General features: G+C 46.1%; 17 protein-coding genes. 10 read left to right on the top strand and 7 right to left on the bottom strand.

The window, feature by feature from the left end; genetic code table 11:
* The first annotated feature begins 43 nt into the window (after positions 1-43).
* Together folK and panB are read left to right on the top strand one after the other, a co-directional pair.
* Positions 44-544, top strand: a complete 501-nt coding sequence (gene folK, locus ICE94_RS05655; protein WP_216149685.1) for a 2-amino-4-hydroxy-6-hydroxymethyldihydropteridine diphosphokinase — start codon at positions 44-46, stop codon at positions 542-544.
* Between the two features lie 11 nt (positions 545-555).
* Entirely contained in the window at positions 556-1386 is an 831-nt protein-coding gene (panB, locus tag ICE94_RS05650; protein WP_216149683.1) for a 3-methyl-2-oxobutanoate hydroxymethyltransferase, read from the top strand.
* Here panB and dnaJ read toward each other — a convergent pair.
* The 5 genes from dnaJ to hrcA all read right to left on the bottom strand — a co-directional run bounded on the left by dnaJ (position 1383) and on the right by hrcA (position 7277).
* On the bottom strand, positions 1383-2516 hold the full coding sequence (dnaJ, locus tag ICE94_RS05645; RefSeq protein ID WP_216149681.1) for a molecular chaperone DnaJ: 1134 nt from the start codon (positions 2514-2516) through the stop codon (positions 1383-1385). The genes panB and dnaJ overlap by 4 nt on opposite strands.
* Before the next feature lie 42 nt (positions 2517-2558).
* Positions 2559-4481, bottom strand: coding sequence for a molecular chaperone DnaK (gene dnaK, locus ICE94_RS05640; protein ID WP_216149679.1), 1923 nt, complete (start codon positions 4479-4481; stop codon positions 2559-2561).
* A 65-nt stretch (positions 4482-4546) separates the two neighbouring features.
* Complete coding sequence (gene grpE / locus ICE94_RS05635; RefSeq protein WP_370623795.1) at positions 4547-5098, bottom strand: nucleotide exchange factor GrpE; 552 nt, start codon at positions 5096-5098, stop codon at positions 4547-4549.
* 57 nt (positions 5099-5155) lie between these two features.
* Positions 5156-6247, bottom strand: coding sequence for a ferrochelatase (hemH, locus tag ICE94_RS05630; RefSeq protein WP_216149675.1), 1092 nt, complete (start codon positions 6245-6247; stop codon positions 5156-5158).
* Between the two features lie 19 nt (positions 6248-6266).
* Positions 6267-7277, bottom strand: coding sequence for a heat-inducible transcriptional repressor HrcA (hrcA, locus tag ICE94_RS05625; protein ID WP_216149674.1), 1011 nt, complete (start codon positions 7275-7277; stop codon positions 6267-6269).
* Positions 7278-7322: 45 nt separating this feature from the next.
* Here hrcA and ICE94_RS05620 point away from each other — a divergent pair, with 45 nt between their 5' ends.
* Both ICE94_RS05620 and recN read left to right on the top strand, forming a co-directional pair.
* A complete protein-coding gene (locus ICE94_RS05620; RefSeq protein ID WP_216149672.1) occupies positions 7323-8228 on the top strand; it encodes an NAD kinase in 906 nt (301 codons plus the stop codon).
* Between the two features lie 6 nt (positions 8229-8234).
* Positions 8235-9902: a DNA repair protein RecN gene (recN, locus tag ICE94_RS05615; protein WP_216149670.1), complete on the top strand. Its 1668-nt coding sequence runs from the start codon at positions 8235-8237 to the stop codon at positions 9900-9902.
* Here the strand turns inward: recN and glnE are convergent.
* On the bottom strand, positions 9891-12680 hold the full coding sequence (glnE, locus tag ICE94_RS05610) for a bifunctional [glutamate--ammonia ligase]-adenylyl-L-tyrosine phosphorylase/[glutamate--ammonia-ligase] adenylyltransferase (RefSeq protein ID WP_216149668.1): 2790 nt from the start codon (positions 12678-12680) through the stop codon (positions 9891-9893). The two genes, recN and glnE, sit on opposite strands and share 12 nt — an antisense overlap.
* A 53-nt stretch (positions 12681-12733) precedes the next feature.
* Between glnE and ICE94_RS05605 the strand changes: the two genes are divergently transcribed.
* The 4 genes from ICE94_RS05605 (at position 12734) to ICE94_RS05590 (ending at position 20462) form a co-directional block, all read left to right on the top strand.
* Positions 12734-16810, top strand: a complete 4077-nt coding sequence (locus tag ICE94_RS05605; protein ID WP_216149666.1) for a YhdP family protein — start codon at positions 12734-12736, stop codon at positions 16808-16810.
* A gap of 15 nt (positions 16811-16825) precedes the next feature.
* Positions 16826-17644: a carbon-nitrogen hydrolase family protein gene (locus ICE94_RS05600; protein ID WP_216149664.1), complete on the top strand. Its 819-nt coding sequence runs from the start codon at positions 16826-16828 to the stop codon at positions 17642-17644.
* Positions 17645-17646: 2 nt separating this feature from the next.
* Entirely contained in the window at positions 17647-19128 is a 1482-nt protein-coding gene (gene tldD / locus ICE94_RS05595) for a metalloprotease TldD (RefSeq protein WP_216149663.1), read from the top strand.
* Between the two features lie 209 nt (positions 19129-19337).
* Positions 19338-20462 (top strand): 3-deoxy-7-phosphoheptulonate synthase, encoded by a 1125-nt coding sequence (locus ICE94_RS05590; protein WP_216149662.1) that lies wholly within the window; start codon positions 19338-19340, stop codon positions 20460-20462.
* A 78-nt stretch (positions 20463-20540) separates the two neighbouring features.
* Here the strand turns inward: ICE94_RS05590 and ICE94_RS05585 are convergent, their stop codons facing one another.
* Positions 20541-21107, bottom strand: a complete 567-nt coding sequence (locus ICE94_RS05585; RefSeq protein ID WP_216149661.1) for a cob(I)yrinic acid a,c-diamide adenosyltransferase — start codon at positions 21105-21107, stop codon at positions 20541-20543.
* 104 nt (positions 21108-21211) lie between these two features.
* Between ICE94_RS05585 and ICE94_RS05580 the strand changes: the two genes are divergently transcribed.
* Both ICE94_RS05580 and glcE read left to right on the top strand, forming a co-directional pair.
* Positions 21212-22657, top strand: coding sequence for an FAD-linked oxidase C-terminal domain-containing protein (locus ICE94_RS05580; RefSeq protein WP_255539143.1), 1446 nt, complete (start codon positions 21212-21214; stop codon positions 22655-22657).
* Positions 22657-23742 carry a glycolate oxidase subunit GlcE gene (gene glcE, locus ICE94_RS05575; RefSeq protein ID WP_216149659.1) on the top strand — a complete coding sequence of 362 codons (1086 nt, stop codon included), beginning with the start codon at positions 22657-22659 and terminating at the stop codon, positions 23740-23742. The genes ICE94_RS05580 and glcE overlap by 1 nt, the downstream gene beginning before the upstream one ends.
* The last annotated feature ends 2 nt before the right edge of the window (positions 23743-23744 follow it).

Genomic DNA, 23744 nt, shown 5'->3' with positions numbered 1-23744 from the left:
AAAAAAGATAAAGTAAGCACAACAGCACGAGGGAGTAGTTGAGATGGCATTGGCCTACATTGGTCTAGGTGGCAATATTGGTGATACAAAACAACTCATCAAAGATGCCATTATGTGTTTCGCGCAAAGACGCGAGCTAAAAGTATTAACGCGCAGTTGTATGTATCAAAGCGCCCCCATCGGTTGCGATGGGCAAGACTTCATCAATGCAGTTATTTCTTTAGAGACCGAACTCACCCCACATCAATTACTGACAGTCTGCCAACAAGTAGAAAATGATTTTGGCCGTGAGCGTCCCTTTCTAAACGCTCCAAGAACACTTGATTTAGACCTACTCGCCTATGATCAAGTCATTCTCGATGATGAACAACTGCAAGTACCCCACCCTAGAATGGTAGAAAGAGCTTTTGTTTTACTGCCCTTATTAGAAATCGAACCTAATTTATCCCTCCCTCGATTTGGCAAATTAGCTGACTACCTGCCGCACCTACAAAATCAACGCATCGAAAAAATTAAAGGTTGCTGCTGCCCCAGCAAGGTTTAGAATAAGCGCCTATGTCTTATTTACAAGAAAACCCATCACGCCCTGTGATGACAATCAGTCATCTACAAGAAATGCGTTCCCGTGGCGAAAAAATTACAACCCTCACGGCCTATGATGCTAGCTTTGCGGCACTCATGGATCGCGCTGGCATTGATGTAATTTTGGTGGGGGATTCCTTAGGTAATGTGATTCAAGGTCACACCAGCACCACACCGGTTACCATCGCAGATATGGTCTATCACGTGAGCGCAGTAGCACGTGGTCGTCACCATGCTTTTTTATTAGCAGATATGCCATTTGCCAGTTACGGCAATCCTGATCAAGCATTAGAAAATGCGGCCGCACTCATGCGTGCCGGTGCACAAATGGTGAAGCTAGAAGGTGGCCGCCACCTAGCCAATACAGTCAAACATCTGGTAGAGCATGGCGTACCGGTTTGCGCACATTTAGGTCTCATGCCACAATCCGTTCACACCATGGGTGGTTTTAAGGTTCAAGGCAAATCACCAGAAGCAGCCCAATTAGCCATCGAGGATGCGCAAATCTTAGAAAAAGCAGGGGCACAACTCTTAGTGCTTGAAGCCATCCCATCGACTTTAGGTCAAAAAATCACTCAAGCAATTTCAATACCAACGATTGGGATTGGTGCTGGCCCAGATTGCTCGGGTCAAGTTCTAGTGATGCATGATTTACTAGGCGCATTTCCGGGGCGAGCGCCGAAATTTGTCAAAAATTTCCTGGCCACCTCGAACTCGATTGAAGAAGCATTCAAAACATATATCGCAGAAGTCAAAAAGGGCCAGTTTCCTGGCCCCGAGCATTGTTTTAAAGCCGACGCTTAGTTAAAGAAGTCTTTCACTCGATCAAACCAGCCTTTTTGTTGTGGGTTATGTTTGGCCCCACCCGATTGCAAACTTTCTTCAAAGTCACGTAAGATTTTCTTTTGTGCATCCGTTAACTTCACCGGAGTTTCTACCTGTACGTGAATATATAAATCACCCGGCAAGGCTGTTCTTAAACTCTTAATTCCTTTAGAACGCAAACGGAATGTGCGGCCACTTTGAGTACCCTCTGGCACCTCAAAGCTAGCTTTACCCGACAAGGTTGGGACTTCAATCTCCCCACCTAGCGCAGCATCGACAAAAGAAATTGGCATTTGGCAATGCAAATCATCACCTTCACGTTCAAATACAGGATGGGGCTTAATGTGTACTTCAACATATAAGTCGCCATGGGGGCCACCATTGACACCAGGCTCACCATTACCCGCCGAACGTATGCGCATGCCATCATCGATGCCAGCTGGAATTTTGACTTCAAGAGTTTTTTGCGACTTGATCTTCCCAGAACCATGACATTTTCTGCAAGGCTTAGGAATGTACTTACCTGTACCACTGCAACGATGACAGGTTTGCTGCATGGAGAAGAAGCCTTGCGAAACTCGCACCTGCCCCACACCATCGCAGGTGGAGCAAGTCTCTACTTTAGAGCCTGGTTCAGCACCAGTACCTTCACAAGATTCGCAATTCGACCAACTAGGTACCCTAATTTGCGTTTCATGACCGTGGGCAGCTTCCTCTAGAGAAATCTCCATGCTGTAGCGCAAATCTGCACCGCGGTAGACTTGTGGTCCACCTCGGCCACCGCGCGCACCACCACCGAAGATATCGCCAAAAATATCACCAAAGGCATCGGCAAAACCACCAAAGCCTTGTGCCCCACCGCCAAAACCACCCATATTAGGATCGACACCCGCATGACCATATTGGTCATATGCGGCACGTTTTTGAGGATCAGACAGCATCTCGTAGGCTTCTTTAGCCTCTTTGAATTTTTCTTCAGCCTCTTGACTACCCGGATTACGATCAGGGTGATACTTCATCGCTAACTTGCGATAAGCCTTTTTAATATCGTCGTCGCTAGCATTTCGGGCAATGCCCAAAATGTCATAAAAATCACGCTTATTAGCCAAAACAAATTCCTAATCGTGTAGTTGATTGGGTGGAGCCTATGCTTACTTCTTGTCGTTCACTTCCTTGAATTCAGCATCAACCACATTATCATCTTTTGGCTTCGCCTCACCTGCAGGCGCCTCACCAGCTTTAGCTTTTTCAGCCATCGCAGCATAGACCTTTTCGCCTAACTTTTGGCTGACCTTACCCAACTCTTCAGTCTTGGCTGTGATCGCATCCTTATCAGACCCTTTAGCTGCCTCTTCCAAGTCTTTCATAGCGGCTTCAATTTTTTCTTTTTCACCCGCCTCTAAGCTAGCACCATGCTCTTCTAAAGCTTTCTTAGTAGAGTGCACTAAAGCCTCGGCAGTATTGCGAGCGTCAACTAACTCACGCAATTTACGATCTTCTTCAGCATTGGCTTCTGCATCTTTGACCATGCGCTGAATCTCTTCTTCAGACAATCCTGAATTAGCTTTGATCGTGATTTTGTTTTCTTTACCAGTCGCCTTATCTTTGGCGCCTACATGCAAAATACCATTGGCGTCGATGTCAAAAGAAACCTCAATTTGAGGGGTGCCACGCGCTGCAGGTGCAATTCCTTCGAGATTGAACTCACCTAATAATTTATTCGCAGAGGCCATCTCGCGCTCACCCTGGAATACCTTGATCGTCACAGCCGGTTGATTATCTTCAGCCGTTGAGAAGACCTGAGCATGCTTGGTAGGAATAGTGGTGTTTTTTGTGATCATCTTTGTCATCACACCACCCAAGGTTTCAATACCCAAAGACAAAGGGGTGACATCTAAAAGCAAAACGTCTTTACGGTCACCCGCCAAAACAGCCCCCTGAATTGCAGCACCGACAGCAACGGCCTCATCTGGGTTCACATCTTTACGAGGATCTTGACCGAAAAACTCTTTGACCTTCTCCTGAACCTTCGGCATACGAGTCATACCACCGACTAAGATCACATCATGAATATCGCCCACAGCAATACCAGCATCCTTAATCGCTGTTTTGCATGGCTCAATCGTGCGCGCAATCAAATCTTCAACCAAAGACTCGAGCTTGGCACGTGTGAGCTTGATATTCAGATGCTTAGGGCCACTTGCATCAGCAGTAATGTAGGGCAGATTAATGTCTGATTGTTGGCTCGATGAGAGCTCAATCTTGGTTTTTTCAGCAGCTTCTTTTAGGCGCTGTAAAGCGAGCACATCTTTTGATAAATCAACACCCTGCTCTTTTTTGAATTCTTCAATAATGAAGTCAATGATGCGCTGGTCAAAATCTTCACCACCCAAGAAAGTATCACCGTTGGTTGATAAAACCTCAAACTGCTTTTCACCATCCACATCAGCGATTTCGATAATTGAGACGTCAAATGTACCGCCGCCTAGGTCGTACACAGCAATTTTGCGATCGCCTTTTTCTTGTTTATCCAAACCAAACGCCAAAGCAGCAGCCGTAGGCTCATTGATGATGCGCTTAACATCTAAGCCAGCGATACGACCTGCGTCTTTAGTTGCCTGACGCTGACTATCATTAAAGTAAGCGGGTACAGTAATCACCGCTTCGGTCACTTCCTCACCGAGGTAATCCTCAGCTGTTTTCTTCATCTTACGCAAGACTTCTGCAGAGATTTGTGGAGGGGCCATTTTTTTGCCACGCACCTCTACCCAAGCATCACCGTTATCGGCTTTACTAATGCTATATGGCATCAAGGAAATGTCTTTTTGAACTTCTTTTTCTTCAAATTTACGGCCAATCAAACGCTTAACGGCATATAGCGTATTTTTAGGATTCGTCACTGACTGACGCTTAGCCGGTGCACCTACCAAAATTTCACCATCTTCCATGTAAGCAATAATCGATGGAGTTGTTCTCGCACCTTCTGCGTTCTCAATCACCTTAGGGCTATTACCTTCTAAAACTGCCACACATGAGTTCGTTGTACCCAAATCAATACCGATAATCTTTGCCATGTTCTACTCCTAAATTAATCTATGTTTTGTATATATGTCTGAATCTGCTGATTTCAAGTTAGCGCCTACTTCGGCTGACTAACTGTTACCAAGGCTGGTCTTAAGACTCGCTCAGCAATCATGTAGCCTTTTTGTAAAACGGTGACCACCGTATTCGCCTCTTGCTCAGAAGGCACCATCGAAATCGCTTGATGCTGATGAGGGTCAAACTTTTGGCCCACCGGATTAATTTCAATCACCCGACCTTTTTCTAAGGCTGACATCAACTGCTTCATGGTCAGATCAACACCTTCACGCACCTTGACCAAATCATCTGATTGATCAGCCAGGGCCGCGGTCAAGCTATCAACCACGGGCAATAAATGCTCAGCAAAGCCTTCGATAGCATATTTATGGGCTTTAGCAACTTCCTCGATAGCACGACGTCGGCTGTTTTCAGCCTCTGCCTTGGCGCGCAAAAATTGATCTTGCAAGTCGGCCACTTGCTGTTCTAAAGCCAGGATTTTTTCTTCTGGCGTTAACTCGTTAGCCGCCTCTTTCGCGGCTTCCTCAGCCTGGATAGGTTCTAACTCTTTGTTTTGATTATTATTTTCTGGATTTTGAGGGTCGTTCATAATGGTCTTTGTTTAACTAACAAAGACCTATATAGGGCCAATTAAGAGGATTTCAAGGGTTTAGTTTTTGGCACCCAAGGCTTGAGCACGTTGTAAGCGCATGGCGACCTCTTGACTAGATTCTGGCTGCATAGGCCAGCCCCCCATGTGTTGCAAGGCGATTTCCTCTAGGCTGCTGATCCAATCAGGAGAATCATTCATACAAGGGATGTAGTGATACTCGCCACCCCCTGCAGTCAAGAACTCTTCCCTCACCTCCATCGCAATTTCTTCGAGGGTTTCTAAACAATCAGATGGAAAGCCCGGACAAAATATATCCATTCTTTGTAAACGCTCATGTCCCAACTTATCAACCGTTGGAGCGGTATAAGGTTTTAACCACTCCGCTTTACCAAAACGAGATTGAAAGGTAACCATGGCCTGCTCTGCCGACAAACCCAAGGCCTCTCGCAATAAGCGTCCAGTTTTATGGCATTCACAATGATAAGGATCGCCCTTATCCAAGGTACGCTTAGGTACTCCGTGAAATGAAAACAAGACCTTATGCCCTTGAGAAAAATCAGGGCGCCCATGGGCATCCCAATAGCGCTCAACCTGTAGCTTCAACGCCCGGATATAGGCTGGATGATCATGGTAATGCTTCACAATTCTGATTTCAGGTTGATTTCTCCAAGTTTTTAAAATCCGGAAGATTTCATCAAAACTAGATGCCGAGGTTGTCGCTGAGTACTGTGGATACATGGGTAGAACCAGTAAACGCTCAACACCATCAGACTGTAGCTTCTTCATGGCAGACTCAATACTGGGGTTGCCATAGCGCATCGCCATCTCGACGCGAATGTCTTTCTCATGGGAGAGCAACTGCTGCTCTAAAGCAAGAGCGACGCGTCGCGTATGAATTAAAAGTGGCGAACCCCCATCAGGCCCATTCATCCAAATACTCGCGTATTTCTTGGCTGAAGCTGATGAACGCAGGGGCAAGATAATGAGATTTAAGATGAACCACCAAATCAATTTGGGTATCTCAACCACACGCGTATCGGATAAAAATTGTCGTAAGTATGGGCGAACTGCCGAGGCCGTCGGTGCATCCGGCGTCCCTAAGTTCACCAACAAAATGCCTGTTCTTAAGGGTTTTTGATGTGGCCCCATGGTGTCTCCAATTTTTTATTTATTTCGTGCTTAAAGCACTTGAGAGTAATTTAGCAGTAATGTCGACAATCGGTATGACACGTTCATAAGCCATACGTGTGGGGCCAATCACCCCTAAGGTACCCACCACCTTACCATCAACGTTATATGGGGCTGTAATAATGGCCATATCTTCCATGGGCACCAACTGACTTTCGCCACCAATAAATATTTGTACGCCATCGGCTTTAGAAGAGACGTCTAACAGCTGCAATAGACCGGTTTTTTCTTCGAAAAGATGAAACAAACGTTTTAACTTATCCATATCTGAAGACAAATCGTTCACATTCAGCAAGCGTCGCTCTCCTGATATGACCACGTCTGCTTCAGCTTCATTCGCATCTGTTCCAGCCTGTAAAGCGGCTTCCATCAAACTGGCGATATCCGTTCTCAAACCCTCTAACTCCTGACGTAAGCGCCCCTGTACGTCATAAAAACTCAGGCCGGCATAGTGAGCATTCAAGTAATTTGCAGCCTCGGTTAACTCAGAAGGACTGTAATCTTTTTGCGTCAAGATAATGCGGTTTTGCACATCCCCATCGGGGGTCACCAAAATCAGCAAGATTCTCTTTTCTGATAAGCGTAAAAACTCGACCTGCCGAAAGAGCTCGGAACGGCGCGGGGTCAATACGACGCCTGCAAAACTCGATAAATTAGACAAAACCTGGGCAGCTGCTGTGACCACTCTTTGAGGTGCATCAATCTGAATCGCATCTTGGACCTCATGGGTGAGGATTTCTTCCAAAGGCTTCACCGTGAGCATGGTATCGACAAACAAACGATAACCTTTAGGCGTTGGAATCCGGCCCGCTGAAGTATGTGGGCTAGACACAAAACCCATTTCCTCCAAGTCAGACATCACATTACGGATGGTGGCAGCAGATAAATCTAAGCCTGAATACTTTGAGAGCGTGCGTGAGCCCACCGGCTGACCATCAGCAATGTAGTGTTCGATCAGAATTTTCAGTAATACTTTGGAGCGCTCATCCATAATTGAGAAATTGTAGAGTCATTACCGCTATGGTTTAATCATTACATGTCCAATGTTAAGTCAAAAACTGCGCAAAAGCATTTCAAAAAGATAGTTCTGGTTGGTAAATACCAGGCCGAAGGCTTTTCGCAGATTTTGAAACATATCTCCGAAATTCTGGCAAAACTAGGCTGCGAAGTCTTCTTGGAGTCAGAAACGGCACGCCACAGCTCAGCACATCAACTTCCAGAATTACCAACAAGTCGTTTTGCACAAAATGTAGACTTGGTTTTGGTAGTCGGTGGTGACGGCACATTATTAGGTATCGCCCGTCAAATAGCGGGCCTTGGTATTCCTATCGTGGGCGTCAATATGGGCACTTTAGGGTATATGACCGATATTCCGATTCAGGAAGCCGAGTCCGTAATCACAGACATGATGGCTGGGCGCTATGAACAAGATATACGCTACCTTCTTGAAGCCAAGGTTTATCGAAATAACGCCCTTATTGGAGAAGGCTCGGCACTGAATGATGTAGTGGTCAATCGTTCAGGTATTGCTGGCATGGTGGAGTTAACGGTCAATGTCAATGGCCAGTTTATGTATAACCAACGCTCTGATGGCTTAATTGTCGCCACCCCAACAGGCTCTACAGCTTATGCAATGTCTGTAGGAGGCCCTATCTTGCATCCCGCAGTAGCTGGGATGGTCTTAGCTCCCATTGCACCGCATGCTCTATCGAATCGCCCTATCGTACTACCGAGTGACTCACAAATCACTATTGAACTGGTCAGCGGTAAAGACGTCTGCGTGAACTTTGATATGCAATCTCTGACCAGTTTAAAAATTGGCGATCAAATTCGTATTGAACGCTCCAATAAAAATGTCACCTTACTTCACCCCGTAGGTCATAGCGATTACCGTGCAATGCGCCAGAAACTGCATTGGAATGAATACCCCTCTTCTTTTTAATCAGTCATGTTGCGCCATATATCTATTCGGGATTTTGTCATCGTCGATCAGCTTGATATCGAGCTGGAGGCAGGCTTTACGGCCCTAACAGGCGAGACTGGCGCTGGTAAATCAATCCTACTCGATGCACTCGCACTCGCCTTGGGCGAACGCGCAGACCCAAGCCAGATTCGAGAAGGTAAAAGTAAAGCTGAAATTACGGTGGTCTTCTCCATAGTTGACAGTCTCCTCAACAGAATGAAAGCCTTTCTCGATAACGAAGGTTTTTCTTTAGAGGACGATGGGCAGACCATTATTCTTCGACGCATTATTGAGTCCAATGGCCGCAGTCGTGCGTTTATCAATGGCAGCTTAGCCACCCTGGCACAACTCAAAAGTCTGGCCGAACAATTAATTGATATTCATGGTCAACATGCTCATCAAGCCCTGATGAAAACAGGTGCACAAAGAGATTTACTGGATGAGTACGGGCAATTACAGGCATTACGCGCTGAGGTGAGCCAAGATTTCCATGCTTGGCATGAAGCCAAACAACAATTGAATAACGCTTTACATGCGGCAGAACACTTACTGAAAGAAAAAGAGCGCTTGGCTTGGCAGGTCAATGAACTCAATGAAATTTCACCTCAGCCTGGTGAATGGGCTGAAGTTGAAGAAAACTATCAACGCCTCTCTAATGCCTCGCGCCTGCTCGATGGGGCACAAACCGCCTTACACCATCTACAGGAAGCCGAACCGCATGTGGAGCAACTACTGAGTCAGGCATATGACGCGATAGAAGATCTAGCCAAAATTGATAGCCACCTCGAAGATGCGCGCTTAGCCATAGAATCTGCCCTCATCCAAAGCCAAGAAGCTGCTCAAAATCTGAATCGCTATCTACAAAAAATTGAATTAGATCCCGACCGATTAGCTGACATCGAAGAGCGCATGAAAACACTCTTTTCGGCGGCAAAGAAGTACCGTGTGAACCCAGAAGATTTGCCACAACTTTGGCAAGACACCCAAATACAACTACAAGCCATTGAAGATGCTCAAGACATCAGCGCTTTAGAAAAGAAATGTGCAGCACAACTGGCCATCTATGAAAAATCAGCCAAGAAACTCACGCAGGCAAGACAAAAAGTAGCAAAAGATCTCAGTAGTAAAGTCACATTGGCCATGCAAGATTTGGCAATGACTGGAGGTCAATTTGCAATACACCTAGAAACATTAGCAGAGCCTAGCGCCTTCGGCCAAGAAAGTATTGAGTATTTAGTCGCCGGGCATCCAGGTGTACAAGCGAAATCTTTAGCAAAAGTCGCATCAGGTGGAGAGTTAGCGCGCATTAGTCTTGCCATTAGCGTGATCACATCTGAAGCCAGTCAGATTCCGACTTTAATTTTTGATGAAGTCGATTCAGGTGTCGGCGGCGCCGTGGCAGCCATGGTAGGCAAACGTCTTCAAGAACTCGGTCAAAAACATCAAGTCTTATGCGTGACCCATCTGCCACAAGTAGCTGCGTGCGCACACCAACACTGGAAAGTGACAAAACAGATTAAAGATCTCAGCACGGTCTCAGAAATTAACTATCTAGATCGTCAAGGACGTATTCAAGAAATCGCACGCATGTTAGGCGGAGAAAACCTCACAGACACTAGCTTACGCCATGCACGCGAAATGCTAAGTCTCTAAGACATCTTGCCAAAGCAGTTTGACTGCATTGCGTGCTTGCTGCAATACATCAGTCATATCCGCAGGCGCAATACGAGTTTTTTCAGCACCATCTAAGCGTGCACGATGCTGATACTCTCTGTAAAGACGATAAGCATTGGCCACTTGATCAGCCAACTCATTGGCAATCAAACCAGCATCGGCGGCGCGTTTAAGTAGAGCAATATTGCCCCAGTTCCCCAACAGCGTAGGATAACGACCACTATGTTGTAGAACTAAATATTGAACAACAAACTCAATATCCACCATGCCGCCACTGTCATGCTTCACATCAAAACTATCAGTGTCATTCGGGTGCCCCTCAGACACTTTCAGGCGCATACTGCGTATCTCTTGCTTGAGGGTTGGAGTATCGCGTTGTTGCGCCAAAACTGCTTCACGTATTTCTTCAAAATGCTGGCCAATACGCTGATCACCGGCGCAATAACGTGCACGCGTGAGAGCCTGATGCTCCCAAACCCAAGCTGCGTTATCTCCCTCTCGCAACTGGTAACGTCTGAATGATTCCAAATTAGTAACCAATAAACCAGATACACCATTGGGTCTTAGACGTGTATCAATTTCAAATAAAACACCCGCCGGTGTCGCGGTAGTTAGCCAGGCAATCAAGCGACGCGCAAAAAAAGAATAAATTTCTGGCGCTGCTTGATCTTCAGGCGGTGCATCATACAAAAACACAATATCTAAATCGGAAGCGTAACCCAGCTCTTTGCCACCCAATTTGCCATAAGCAATGATGGCAAATTGTGGCTCAATACTTTCAAGCTTAAATTTTTTGAGAACAAAAGGCCAAACCCGTTGCAAAGTGATAGACAGAATCAAATCAGCCAATGCCGAGAGTCGATCACTGACCTTTTCAATAGCCAAAGGCTCTGAACGGCCAATCCCTAATTCCGCTAAGAGCGTCAGGAAAGTTTCCGTGTGATGTACTTGACGCAGAATATCCATGGCACGTTCACCCTGATCGCCTTGATCCAAAACATCATCAAGCATCAAGTTCACTTCGGCTCTTAATTGATCCCAGTACACCTCAGGGTGTTCTTCAGGAGAATACTGACCCTGCCCCGTCAATAAGTCATCTAACAAATGAGGATGTTTGATGAGGTAATCCGTACCCCAACTCGAGGATGAAATCAGCGCAATTAATTTGGCGGTAATGTGTGGGTACTCAGACAAAAGTGCCAAATATGAAGAACGTCGCGCAATCGACTCTAGCAAATTGAGCATTCTGACTAAGACGCGATCTTTTTTCTCCAAAGACCAATCGGTATCTGCAATTTGTTTACAAGAGTAGCTAATGAGTTGTATGAAGCGGCGTCGGGAGCCATCGGTTAAAGAGCGATACCGCGCACCACCCTGCCAGGTAGACCATGCCGCCTTTAACTGCTCATAGCACTCTGGAGGGTTCCATGGTGCATCAGCCACCTCATGATCCACATCACTGTCAATTGGCTTGAGTACAAATGCATTGGCAAATAATGTAGCTACGCGATCCCGATGAGCTGATAAGGTTTGCCTGAACTCATCCACCGTGGCATGGTTCATCGCCCTTGAAAGTCTCTCTTGAGCAAGATCATCATTAGGCAAATGATGTGTCTGAGCATCTTCCCAATATTGCAAACGATGCTCCAAGCGCCGCAAATAGTCATAAGCCTGGGTCAAAGCTTGATAATCTTGAGGCTGAATCAATTGCTTATCCACCACAAGCTGTAACACGTCTAGCGTAGGACGTATGCGTAAACTAGGGTCTTGGCCGCCTCTCACTAGCTGAAACATCTGCGCTAAGAACTCTATCTCGCGGATACCTCCACGACCCAATTTAATATCCGCAGCGCGCTCAGGGTGAGCTAAAGATCGTTTTTCAGCTTCAGCTTGGATTTGCCCATGTAAATCACGAATCGCCGCAATGACACCAAAATCCAAATAGCGCCGATAAACAAAGGGGCGCACAATATCTTGCAATAGCTTGACCCGCTTAGGGTACTGATCTGAACCCTCTGGAGGATAGACCAAGCGCCCCTTGATCCAGGCGTATCGCTCCCACTCCCTTCCTTGGACTGTAAAGTACTCTTCCAACATGCCCAGGCTACATACCAGCGGTCCAGAATCACCATTGGGGCGTAGACGCATATCCACCCGGAATACAAAACCCTCTGCCTGAACCTCCGCAAGGAGTCCCATTAATTTTTTACCTAAGCGTGTAAACCACTCGTGATGGGAGATACTTTTAGAACCCCCTTGGGTATCCCCCTCCTCTTCATAGAGGAATACCAAATCAATATCTGAGGAAACATTAAGCTCTCGACCACCCAATTTGCCCATACCAACAACCATCAAGGGCATTGGCGAACGATCTTCAGCATAGGGTCTTCCCACAGTCAAAGACATATCTTGGCTAATAGCTTGAATGCCTATGGCCAGCACACGCTCGGCAAATTGCGAAATGGCCTGAGTCACTTCGCCAAGGCAAGCCGAATCTAATAAATCTCGGTAAATGAGACGTAACATGAAACGCTGCCTAGCCAAACGTAGCTCACGTGCGACAATTTCCAGATCAACCACCGGTTCTTGTGCAAAGTGTTTTGCTTGCTCAAGAATTTCCTCAATCACCCCCGGATCCAGAGCACGCTGCCCCTCCCGCTCCAACTCCTCCTGCCATTGGGGCCGAGCACTTAACCAACGCTTGGCATAGGCGGAATGCTCAAAAACTCTCTCTAAGCTAGATTTATTTAGATTCATAATCAAGATGTTAACGCTAGTCTTGGGCTGCCGGCTATCGCATAATGTGGGGTATGTTTGCAATTAAATCTTTTCTGCAGCTCATCCAAGCGCTTAAGGAAAAAGCTAGTCAACCGCATGACCAGCGTTGGTTGCGTATCAGTGCTTATTTTGCAGTTGCAGTATTCATTTTGACGATTGCTATTCATCTGACAGTACGCTTTTATTACTGGCCACAAATCAATCAGAAAAAAGAAGATTTCGAAAAACTGCTTGGCCAGCAACTTCAGCTATCGGTCAAGGTTGAGTCCATACAAACATCATGGGATATTTTTTGGCCATCCTTTGCCATTAAAAATATTGAGCTACGTAAACTCAACGAAGCTAGCGCTATAGCGCTCAAGATTCCGGAAGTCGAAGGTACCGTCTCATGGGACTCCCTGTGGTTCAGAAAACCCATGTTTCGCTCTTTATTAATCAAAGATGCAACGATTCAAGTAGAGCGTGACCAACAAGGAAACTGGAATATTGCCGGGATTGATATCAATGCCAACTCTGCAGGACATGATGTAGGTAACTGGATCTTTGAACAAGATCGTATTCAAATATCTAACTCAAAGATCGTCTGGGATGATCAACGCTATGGCAACCATACTCACCAATTCCAAATACACAAACTTGATTTAGAAAGTCATCTCTTTAGGCACGCTATTGAACTATCAGCCAGCACACCCTTTTCCAAAAATCTGGTTGGTCTGAACGCTCAATTTAGACATAGTATTTTCGGGAACGCCGGCAATTGGCTTGACTGGCATGGCCAATTTAACTGGGATATTCAAGAATTTGAAGTTGCAAAAATTCATCAAATCATAGAGCTCCCTTTCAAAATAAAGGACGGCAAAATTTCATCACAAGGTAGCACTGACTTAAGTGGTGGCGTTGCTGAAAAAACAAAAGCATTATTAGAGGTACAACAACTACACATTGATTGGCGACGTCTCAAGCAAGAACTCAAGATTGCTTATGCACAATCTGAAATCAATCAGTTCCTCAATGGTCAAAAAATGACTGTGACTACTCCTCTGCTGCAATGGAAAGTCAAAGCACAATCGCCTCTAGAAGAATTAAAAAATATTGCCATCTATTGGAAAAAAGCTAAATCAATCAGCGCCATCGAACATGCCGGTATTCAGGCAGAAAAAATTGAGGTCTCACTCCTTGAGGAACTATTGAATCAGTTTCCTCTACCGCAGGACTTTCATCAGTTCAATCAACGCTTCCAAGCGTCTGGAAAAATCCGTGATCTGGATATCAGTTGGCATAAAGAAAGCAAGAAACTTCCTTTTGATATCCAACTGCCTTGGCAAAAAAATGCTAGCTATCGAGTGGTCATGGCATTTGATGACATCAATATCACGCCTTACCAAAAAAATGATTATTCAATTCGCAGCCTAAGCGGGAAAATACAAGCCTCTGAGCTTGGTGGTGAAATTCATCTAGGGTCTACACATACCCAGTTAAATCTTTTGGACTTGACTGAAAAAAGTGATCTATATTTCCAAGAGATCAAAGGTAAGATCCATTGGCAAAGACAAGAGAAGTATTGGTCAGTCAGTGCTAAAAATTTAGCTCTTCAAAATGATGATTTAAAACTGAAGGCTAATGGCCAATATACACATCCCCTCAAGGATAAAAAAGATAAAGATCATCTCAAGCTTAGTCTCGAGATTGACGAGGCCAATATTGCTGGCATCACTGCATACTTTCCCAAAGCCATGTCAGCCGACGCGCGCAACTATATCCGCAGCAATCTCAAATCAGGTGTCGTTCGCCAAGGTAAATTAGAAATTGATGGGCACCCTCAATGGTTACCATTTAATGATAAAAATATCGGCGTATTCACCCTTCACTTACCCGTCAGCGAGGTACGCTACAGTCCAGCTCCAGCAGATCCTCAACAAAAAGGGCTGTGGTCTGATTTCTATGGTCTTCGCGGCCTCATCAAAATGAACCGTGGGGAGTTTGAGGTGCTCGCTGAAAAAGCGAGCTTTGAACAAATTCAACTGAGCAATACACGCGCTTACACCAAAGACATCACCGCCAAAGATACTCATCTTGAAATTCAGGGTAAAGCGAGCGGCCCCACTCAAGACCTCCTTAACTATTTTGCAAAGAGTCCAGTAGGGCAACGCTTATATTCTCAATGGCAAGAATTTCAAATCAGCGGTAATGCTGAATTACTCATTAAATTAGATATACCTCTTGCAAAATCTATTGACACTCGCGTGGAGGGTGAGTTGGCTTTAAAAGCTAACGAACTACTCTATAACAAACAACTCGCCGTGAAGAACATCAACGGCACTGTTGTTTTCTCTGAAGAACAAATTTTGGCCAAAAAACTAGGCTTTGATGTCTGGGGGGGCCATATCATGGCGAGTATCCCCACGCAATTACCTTGGCAAAAGGCCCAACGCACGAAGTTAAGCGGCACGATTCAAAGTCAGGAATTGCTTGACTACTTATCATCCTCTAGCCAAACAGAAGAAAAAAATATCATAAAGCAACTCGACGGACCTATTCAAGTAGAGGGCTTCTTCAATGCTGGCTCTAAAGGTTACAAGCTAGATTTAGGTCTCGATTTCAAACAATTTCAAAGTCGCTTACCGCAACCTCTCAGCAAAAAAACTGGACAAGGTTTAACGGGTCAATTTGTACTGCAAGGCAACAAAGATACGGGCGTTTTCGAGAATAAAGGGCAGCTCGTTCTTGGTAAGTTAATTGATATGAAGTTGGCTTGGGCAGAACAAAAAGCACTGCGCGGCTCCATCGGCATTAACTCCCCCGTCAATCTCCCCAAGCAAGGCTTTACAACCAACATCATTCTCAACACATTAAATCTTGATGAATGGCAAAACTGGTATGAAAAAACCATCAAAACCAATGCACCCACTAAATCAGCCAATCCTAGCGCCCCAGCCATAGATACTATTTCGGCTTATGTGGATCGCCTGATCGTCGCCGACCGAGAATTTAAGGATGTTGCCGTTTTAGCAACACATGAAAAAGATCAATGGCATGCCAGCATCAACTCAGAGCTAGCTGTTGGCTTAGTGCAATGGAAATCGGCACAAATCGGCCTACCACAGGGAAAGCTCACTGCAAGATTACAAAAACTCAATATTCAAAATGAATCTCAGGGAGATACGCTCACCCGCGGCATCAACCAACGCATGCAGAAAATTCCAGCCTTGGATATTGAAGCGGATGCCCTGATCTTCAATGGCAAGCCTTATGGCAAGATGAGTCTGCTTGCAAGCAATGACAAAAATGATTGGCGCATAGATCGTTTGTATTTAAAAACGCCTGTGGCTGAACTTCAAGCTACTGGCAAATGGGCACTACCGAAGGCGGGCATCAAGGATGATCGAGGTAGCACAATACTGAACTTTGATCTAGATATTGATAATGCCGGTGAGCTTCTCAAAAATCTTGGTTTCCCAAGTACCGTGGATAAGGGTGCCGGTAAATTAGTCGGATCTATTTCTTGGTCTAATGCACCCTACAGTTTTGATCTCAAGTCTTTGAACGGCAATTTGTCGCTCGATTTAATTAAGGGCACTGTCTTGCAAGTAGAGCCTGGGGTTGCCCGCCTTTTAGGTGTGTTAAGTTTCCAAGGACTCAACCGTTTGGCCACACTAGATATTGGTGGGGTACTCAAACCCATCGTGTCTCAAGGAATGCCTTTTGATCGAATCACTTCAAAAGGGATGATCCAAAATGGTATTGCGCAAATTCAAGATCTCAGCCTAAGAAGCCCTCAAGGCAACGTCCGCTTGAGCGGCCGCGCCAACTTACTCAATGAAACTCAAGATATACGTATCACTGTACTACCCGCCCTAAACGCTGGTTCAGCATCTGTTGCGTATACCTTTGTCAATCCCATTATTGGTTTAAGTACTCTTTTAGGCCAATACTTAATTGCTGATCCTGTCAGCAAACTCTTCCAATTGGACTATTTAATTCAGGGTGGCTGGGATAAACCGGAAATCATTGCTTTAGATAGTAAGGGCCAGCCGATTAACGAGGCCCAACTGAAAGACATCAGAGATAAATCCCTCCTCAAACAACAAAATAGCCCAAGTAAAAAATAGCTCTAGAATAGAGCAATGAGTTCAATTCTGCGCGTAGCGGCTATCCAGATGACTTCTGGCACCAGCTGGACTGATAATCTAAAAAGCGCCACAGATCTAGTGGGGCTAGCGCACGAGGCTGGGGCACAAGTTGTATTGCTTCCTGAATATTTTTGCCTCATGGGTCAGCAAGATGACGATAAGGTAAAAATTAGAGAAGCGTTTGCTCAGGGGCCTATCCAAGATGCCATGAGCCAATTAGCCCAAGAACATGGTGTTTATCTGGTTTCGGGCACGATCCCACTTCTAGCAGAACAGGCCAATAAAGTCAGAAACTCTTCTTTAGTTTTTGACCCTTGCGGCAAAATCATCGCCCGCTACGACAAGATTCATTTATTTGGCTTTCATCATGAAAAAGAGCACTACGATGAATCAAGTACCATTGAGGCGGGCAGTGAAGTTTGTCGTTTTGAAATTGAGATTGCAGGGCAAGCTTGGTCCTTTGGTTTGTCGATTTGCTATGACTTACGCTTTCCTGAGCTGTATCGTCAACTAGGCGCTGTGGACTGTCACTTAATCCCCGCCGCCTTCACCTACACCACAGGCAAAGCCCACTGGGAAACCCTCCTAAAGGCCAGAGCCATTGAAAATCAATGCTATGTTTTAGCCAGCGGGCAAAGCGGCAAACATCAAAATGGGCGTAATACATGGGGGCAATCTATCCTAATCGATCCTTGGGGTAATACGGTCGATGAGTTAAAAGATGGCTATGGCATCGTATGTGCCGATTTGGATAAAAACCTGATTTCTGAAATTCGTTCAAAATTACCAGCTTTACAGCATAGAGTTCTATAAAGATGAGTCATCCTCTTGCCTTAATCGATCAACAAGCCCTATCGGCTCAAGATGCCCTAGGGATTGCAAAAGATATTTTGTTAAGCCCTCATGGCATCGATGAATCATTCTTAAGAAAAACTCTTGCGCTCATGCATCACCATCAACTCGATGATGCCGACCTCTATTTCCAAAGAACTCTGAGCGAATCTTGGAGTCTTGAGGAAAGCATCGTTAAATCAGGCTCATTCAGCATTGATCAGGGCGTGGGTGTACGTAGCATCAGTCACGATAAAACAGCATTTGCATATTCCGATGAAATCAGTGCTGCTGCCATTACTCAGGCAGCCAAAGCCACTCGAATCATCGGCGCACAACAACATAGTCAGTACATAGTGCCGCAGAAAAAAACGTATGCCAGACCTGCGCTCTATCCACACAATGACCCTATCACTGCAATGGATGCCAAGGCTAAGGTGGCCCTACTGGAGTCCATTGAAAGAACAGCGAAAGCCAAAGATCCGCGCATCACTCAAGTGATGGCCGGTCTTGCAGCAGAACATGATGTCGTTTTAGTCGCACGCGCTAATGGCACGATTGCCGCCGATATTCGTCCACTCGTGAGACTGTCCATCACGGTAATTGCGAGCCAAAATGGTCGTCGTGAAGTGGGCTCATCCGGTGGCGGCGGCCGATTTGACTATCAACTACTGACTAGCGACAAAATCGATTACTGGATCAATGAGGCCGTACGTAGCGCCCTCATCAATTTAGAGTCTCGCCCTGCTCCCGCTGGCCCTATGACAGTCGCACTCGGTCCTGGTTGGCCGGGCGTACTTTTACATGAAGCAGTGGGTCATGGTCTAGAAGGCGACTTTAACCGTAAAGGCTCTTCGGCGTTCAGCGGCAGAATTGGCGAGCGCGTAGCAGCCAAAGGAGTCACTGTGGTTGACGATGGCACAATTACAGGGCGTCGTGGTTCATTGAGCGTGGATGATGAGGGCAATCCCACACAGTGCACGACCCTCATCGAAGATGGCATTCTAAAAACGTATATCCAAGATAGCCTGAATGCACGTCTCATGAATATGCCGGTCACTGGCAATGCGCGCCGCGAGAGCTACGCAGCCCTGCCCATGCCACGCATGACAAATACTTATATGCTCTCTGGTTCTCACGACCCCCAAGAAATCATTCAGAGCATCAAAAAGGGTTTGTACGCTGTTAATTTCGGCGGCGGTCAAGTTGATATCACAAGCGGTAAATTCGTATTTTCAGCCTCAGAAGCCTACTGGGTTGAAAACGGCAAGATTCAATATCCGGTTAAAGGCGCCACAATTATTGGCAATGGGCCTGAGTCACTAAAAGATATTTCGATGATCGGCAATGATATGTCCTTAGATAGTGGTGTGGGTGTATGCGGTAAAGAAGGCCAAAGCGTACCCGTGGGTGTGGGACAGCCGACTCTCAGAATCGAAAACATGACCGTTGGCGGGACCGCTTAGGTCCTTTGAGGCATTTTTCTCATTTTCAATATTTTGTGCTACATTAGAGCCATGATGCTGCACAAAGACTATTTCTATTACTTTAGTATCTCTGGCCAAGGCGGTCGAGAGGCGAAGTGTTATAAATAAATTCGCAGCTCCAAATAAACCGCCGATGTCCCGGCGGTTTTTTTTTGACAAAAACAAAGCGGTAAACGAAGGAGTGAAAAATGGCCGATAAAGCCCTCAGTAATCTAGACAGCTGGTACGCCAGTGTAGATAAGACCTCAGAAACGGATGATGAGCGCATTAAGAACATCACGGTATTACCGCCGCCTGAGCATTTGATTCGCTTCTTTCCGATCAAGGGAAGCAGTGTTGAGTCACTCATCCAAAAAACCCGCAAGAAGATTCGTGACATTCTCAACGGCAAAGATGATCGCTTATTAATCATCATTGGTCCATGCTCGATTCATGACCCTAGCGCAGCCATTGAGTACGCTAGCCGCTTATTAGAACAACGCAAAAAGTATGCCGGCGAACTCGAGATCGTGATGCGTGTTTATTTTGAAAAACCACGTACCACTGTAGGTTGGAAAGGTCTCATTAATGACCCATACCTCGATGAAAGCTACAGAATCGATGAAGGTCTTCGTGTGGCAAGACATTTACTCATGGAAATTAATCGCTTAGGCATGCCTGCCGGTAGTGAGTTCTTAGACGTGATTTCCCCACAATACATTGGCGACCTGATTTCCTGGGGCGCTATTGGTGCGCGCACCACAGAAAGCCAAATTCATCGCGAGTTAGCCTCAGGTTTGTCAGCACCAATTGGTTTTAAAAATGGTACGGATGGCAATATCAAAATTGCCACTGATGCTATTCAGTCTGCTAGCAAAGGACATCACTTCCTATCCGTTCACAAGAATGGTCAGGTCGCGATTGTTGAAACTAAAGGTAATGCGGATTGTCACGTGATTCTGCGTGGTGGCAAAGCACCGAATTACGACGAAGAAAGTGTCAATAAGGCTTGCGCTGAACTAGAGGCCGCCAAGCTCAACCCATCTCTTATGGTGGACTGCTCTCACGCCAACTCAAGCAAACAGCATGAACGTCAAATTGAAGTGGCTAAAGATATTGCTGCACAACTAGCCAAGGGATCCAAGAAAATCTTTGGCGTGATGGTCGAAAGCCATCTTCATGCTGGTACACAAAAGTTTACGCCCGGCAAAGATGATCCCAAAAATCTTAAATACGGCATGAGCATTACTGATGCATGTATTAATTGGGATGACTCCTTGGAAGTTCTTGAGGTATTAGCGGATGCGGTCAAGAAGCGTCGCGCAAAAAAGTAATCTGAACTTCGGAAAGTAAAACGCCTCCTTGGGAGGCGTTTTTTATTGGGAGTATTTGATAAGCCAAATAGCTATGACTTATTCAGCTGTTTTTTTGTGATGCCACAAAACATCCGCACCGCCTGCCGCACGATTTAAGACACGTGCCAAGACAAACAAGAGGTCGGATAAGCGATTGACGTATTGCCTAGGCGTGTCATGAATAGGCTCATGGCGCCCCAGCTTAACAATCGAGCGCTCGGCTCTGCGGCAGACCGTGCGGCAAATATGCGCTTGTGCAGCAGCACGACTACCCCCGGGCAATATGAATTCTTCTAATTTTGGCAAGGTATCGTTGTATTGCTTTAACCAAACATCGAGCTGAGCAACTTGCTCCTCTTTCAAGAGGGTGTAATTCGGGATACAAAGCTCACCCCCCAAATCAAATAAATCATGCTGAATTTGAGAAAAAAGCGCTTTGAGTTCACTAGCAACTGAGGCGGGTAAGTCTTCGGTCATCAATAGGCCGATATGCGAGTTCAACTCATCCACATCGCCCATGGCACAGATGCGCAAATGGTCTTTATAAACTCTTTGCCCATCCCCAAGACCGGTCTCGCCGGCATCACCGGTGCGAGTGGCTATTTGCGTTAATCTTTTCCCCATATGTCAGATTATATGGAAATGGCTAGAATGTCATATATCTTAGAAAAAGTGAGACGATGAATAAACCTGCCGATATCAATTTTACGGCCCTCAAGGAGCGTCAAATGACCCTAGTAGGCCGTCTTCAGTCCATACTGCCCGAACACGCCTTGCTGTGGGAGCCCGAAGATACTATTCCCTACGAATGTGATGGATTAGCGGCTTACCGTCAAATGCCTTTGGCTGTGGCTCTACCTGAAACTGAAGATCAGGTGATCCAAGTGATGAAGGTTTGCCATGAATTACAAGTGCCGATTGTGCCTCGTGGCTCAGGTACAGGCCTATCCGGTGGCGCAATGCCGATTGCTGATGGTCTCGTATTATCTTTGGCTAAATTCAAAAAAATTCTTGCGATTGATCCGATTGCAAGAACCGCTGTCGTTCAACCTGGTGTTCGTAACCTTGCCATCTCTGAAGCGGTGGCTCAATATGGTTTGTATTACGCACCCGATCCTTCTTCACAAATTGCCTGTTCGATTGGCGGTAATGTGAGCGAAAACTCAGGCGGAGTTCATTGCCTCAAGTATGGTCTCACACTACATAATCTACTTAAGGTTAGAGCGGTGTTGATGACTGGTGAAGTCGTTGAATTTGGCAGCCTAGCACCCGATGCGCCAGGCTTAGACTTACTCGCCATCCTAGTTGGTAGCGAAGGGATGCTAGCGGTGGTGACTGAAATCACCGTTAAATTGGTACCTAAACCTCAACTCGCTCAAGTCATCATGGCAAGCTTTGATGATGTTGAAAAAGGTGGGAATGCAGTAGCGGCGATCATTGCGGCGGGTATCATCCCTGCAGGTTTAGAGATGCTCGATAAAGCAGCCGCATGCGCAGTCGAAGAATTTGTTCATGCTGGCTATGACACTGAGGCAGAAGCCATTCTGCTCTGTGAATCTGATGGCACCCCTGAAGAGGTCGCTGAAGAAATTGAGCGCATGACTCAAGTGCTTAAAAATAGTGGTGCTATCCGCATACAGGTTTCTCAATCAGAAGCTGAACGTCTGAAGTTTTGGAGCGGCCGTAAAAACGCATTCCCAGCGGCCGGCCGTATCTCAGCCGATTACTACTGTATGGATGGCACTATTCCTCGACAACATATTGCCACCCTTCTTAAGCGCATTAAAGAGATGGAAGTCAAATATCAATTGCGTTGCATCAACGTGTTTCATGCCGGTGATGGCAATATGCACCCCCTCATTCTTTTCAACGGCGCAGATCAAGATGAATGGCATCGTGCCGAGGAGTTCGGTAGCGATATTCTTGAGACATGCGTTGAACTTGGCGGAACCATCACGGGTGAACATGGGGTGGGCATTGAAAAAATTAATTCAATGTGCGTGCAATACGGTGAAAATGAGCGAGAAATGTTTTGGGGAGTTAAAGCTGCCTTTGATCCTAAGAAACTGCTTAATCCTGACAAAGCAATACCGACATTAAATCGCTGCGCTGAATATGGTCGTATGCGCGTATCTGGTGGCGTTTTACCTCACCCTGAACTTGAAAGATTCTGATGGCTGACCAATACGAATTATTTAAAGACGCAATTGCCCAAGCAAGAAGTTCAAAAACCCCACTCAGAATTCGCGGTGCCGGCACAAAAGATTGGCTAGGCAATGAACTTCGTGGCACTGTACTCCCCACACAATCTCATCAGGGGATTGTTCAGTATCAGCCAGATGAGCTGGTCATTACTGTCAAAGCAGGCACGCCCGTCAAAGAAGTGCTCGCCGAACTCGCTAGCAAAGATCAGCAATTTGCGTTTGATCCACCTGTCTATGAGAACGCCACCATCGGCGGCATGGTCTGCTCTGGCCTAGCTGGCCCTGGCAGAATCAGCGTTGGCAATCTGCGTGACTTTGTACTCGGGGTCACCGTGATGGATGGACGTGGCGATGTTCTTAAATTTGGTGGCACGGTGATGAAGAACGTGGCCGGCTATGATATCTCTCGTCTTTTGCCAGGCTCTATGGGCACGCTAGCCTTACTCCTCGATGTATCCATCAAAGTCTTACCAAAACCTGCCGCATCAGCCACGGTTAGCGCCAGAATGTCTCAAGAGCAAGCCATACGCTTGAGTAATACATTAGCTAGTCAACCTTGGCCCATCAATGCCTCTAGCTGGCAAGGTCAACAAGAAGGCACTCTACATTTACGTCTGAACGGTGCTAAAGCCGCTGTTCAATCAGCCATCTCTGCATTTAAAGAATATGGCATGCAAACCGTTAATGAATCCGAAGCAGTACTCCACTGGCAAGGGCTACGCGAGCAAAGTCACCCATGGTTCAATCCTGAGCTTAAGCTTTGGCGCTTTGCCTTACCACCCACCACACCTCCATTAGCCATCGCTCAGGATTGCCTGGTTGAATGGCATGGCGGGCAACGTTGGGTACAAGGAGAATTAGATTACGCCTCTTGGAGTCAAAAAGCACGTGAGCTTGGCGGTCACCTCAGCCTATTTAGAGGTTCGGATCGTTCACCTCAGCTACGCGCCTCTCTGAAAGACAGCCCCAAGACTCAGGCCTTACATCTGATTGAAAATCGCTTGCGTCAAACTTTTGACCCTGAAGGCGTCTTTGCAACTGGAAGAATAAATTAATT

It is taken from the genome of Polynucleobacter sp. MWH-Loch1C5 (assembly GCF_018881775.1).
In the GTDB taxonomy this organism is placed as follows: Bacteria; Pseudomonadota; Gammaproteobacteria; order Burkholderiales; family Burkholderiaceae; genus Polynucleobacter.
Note: the sequence above shows the minus strand (reverse complement) of the source record. Positions and strands in the feature narration are given on the sequence as shown.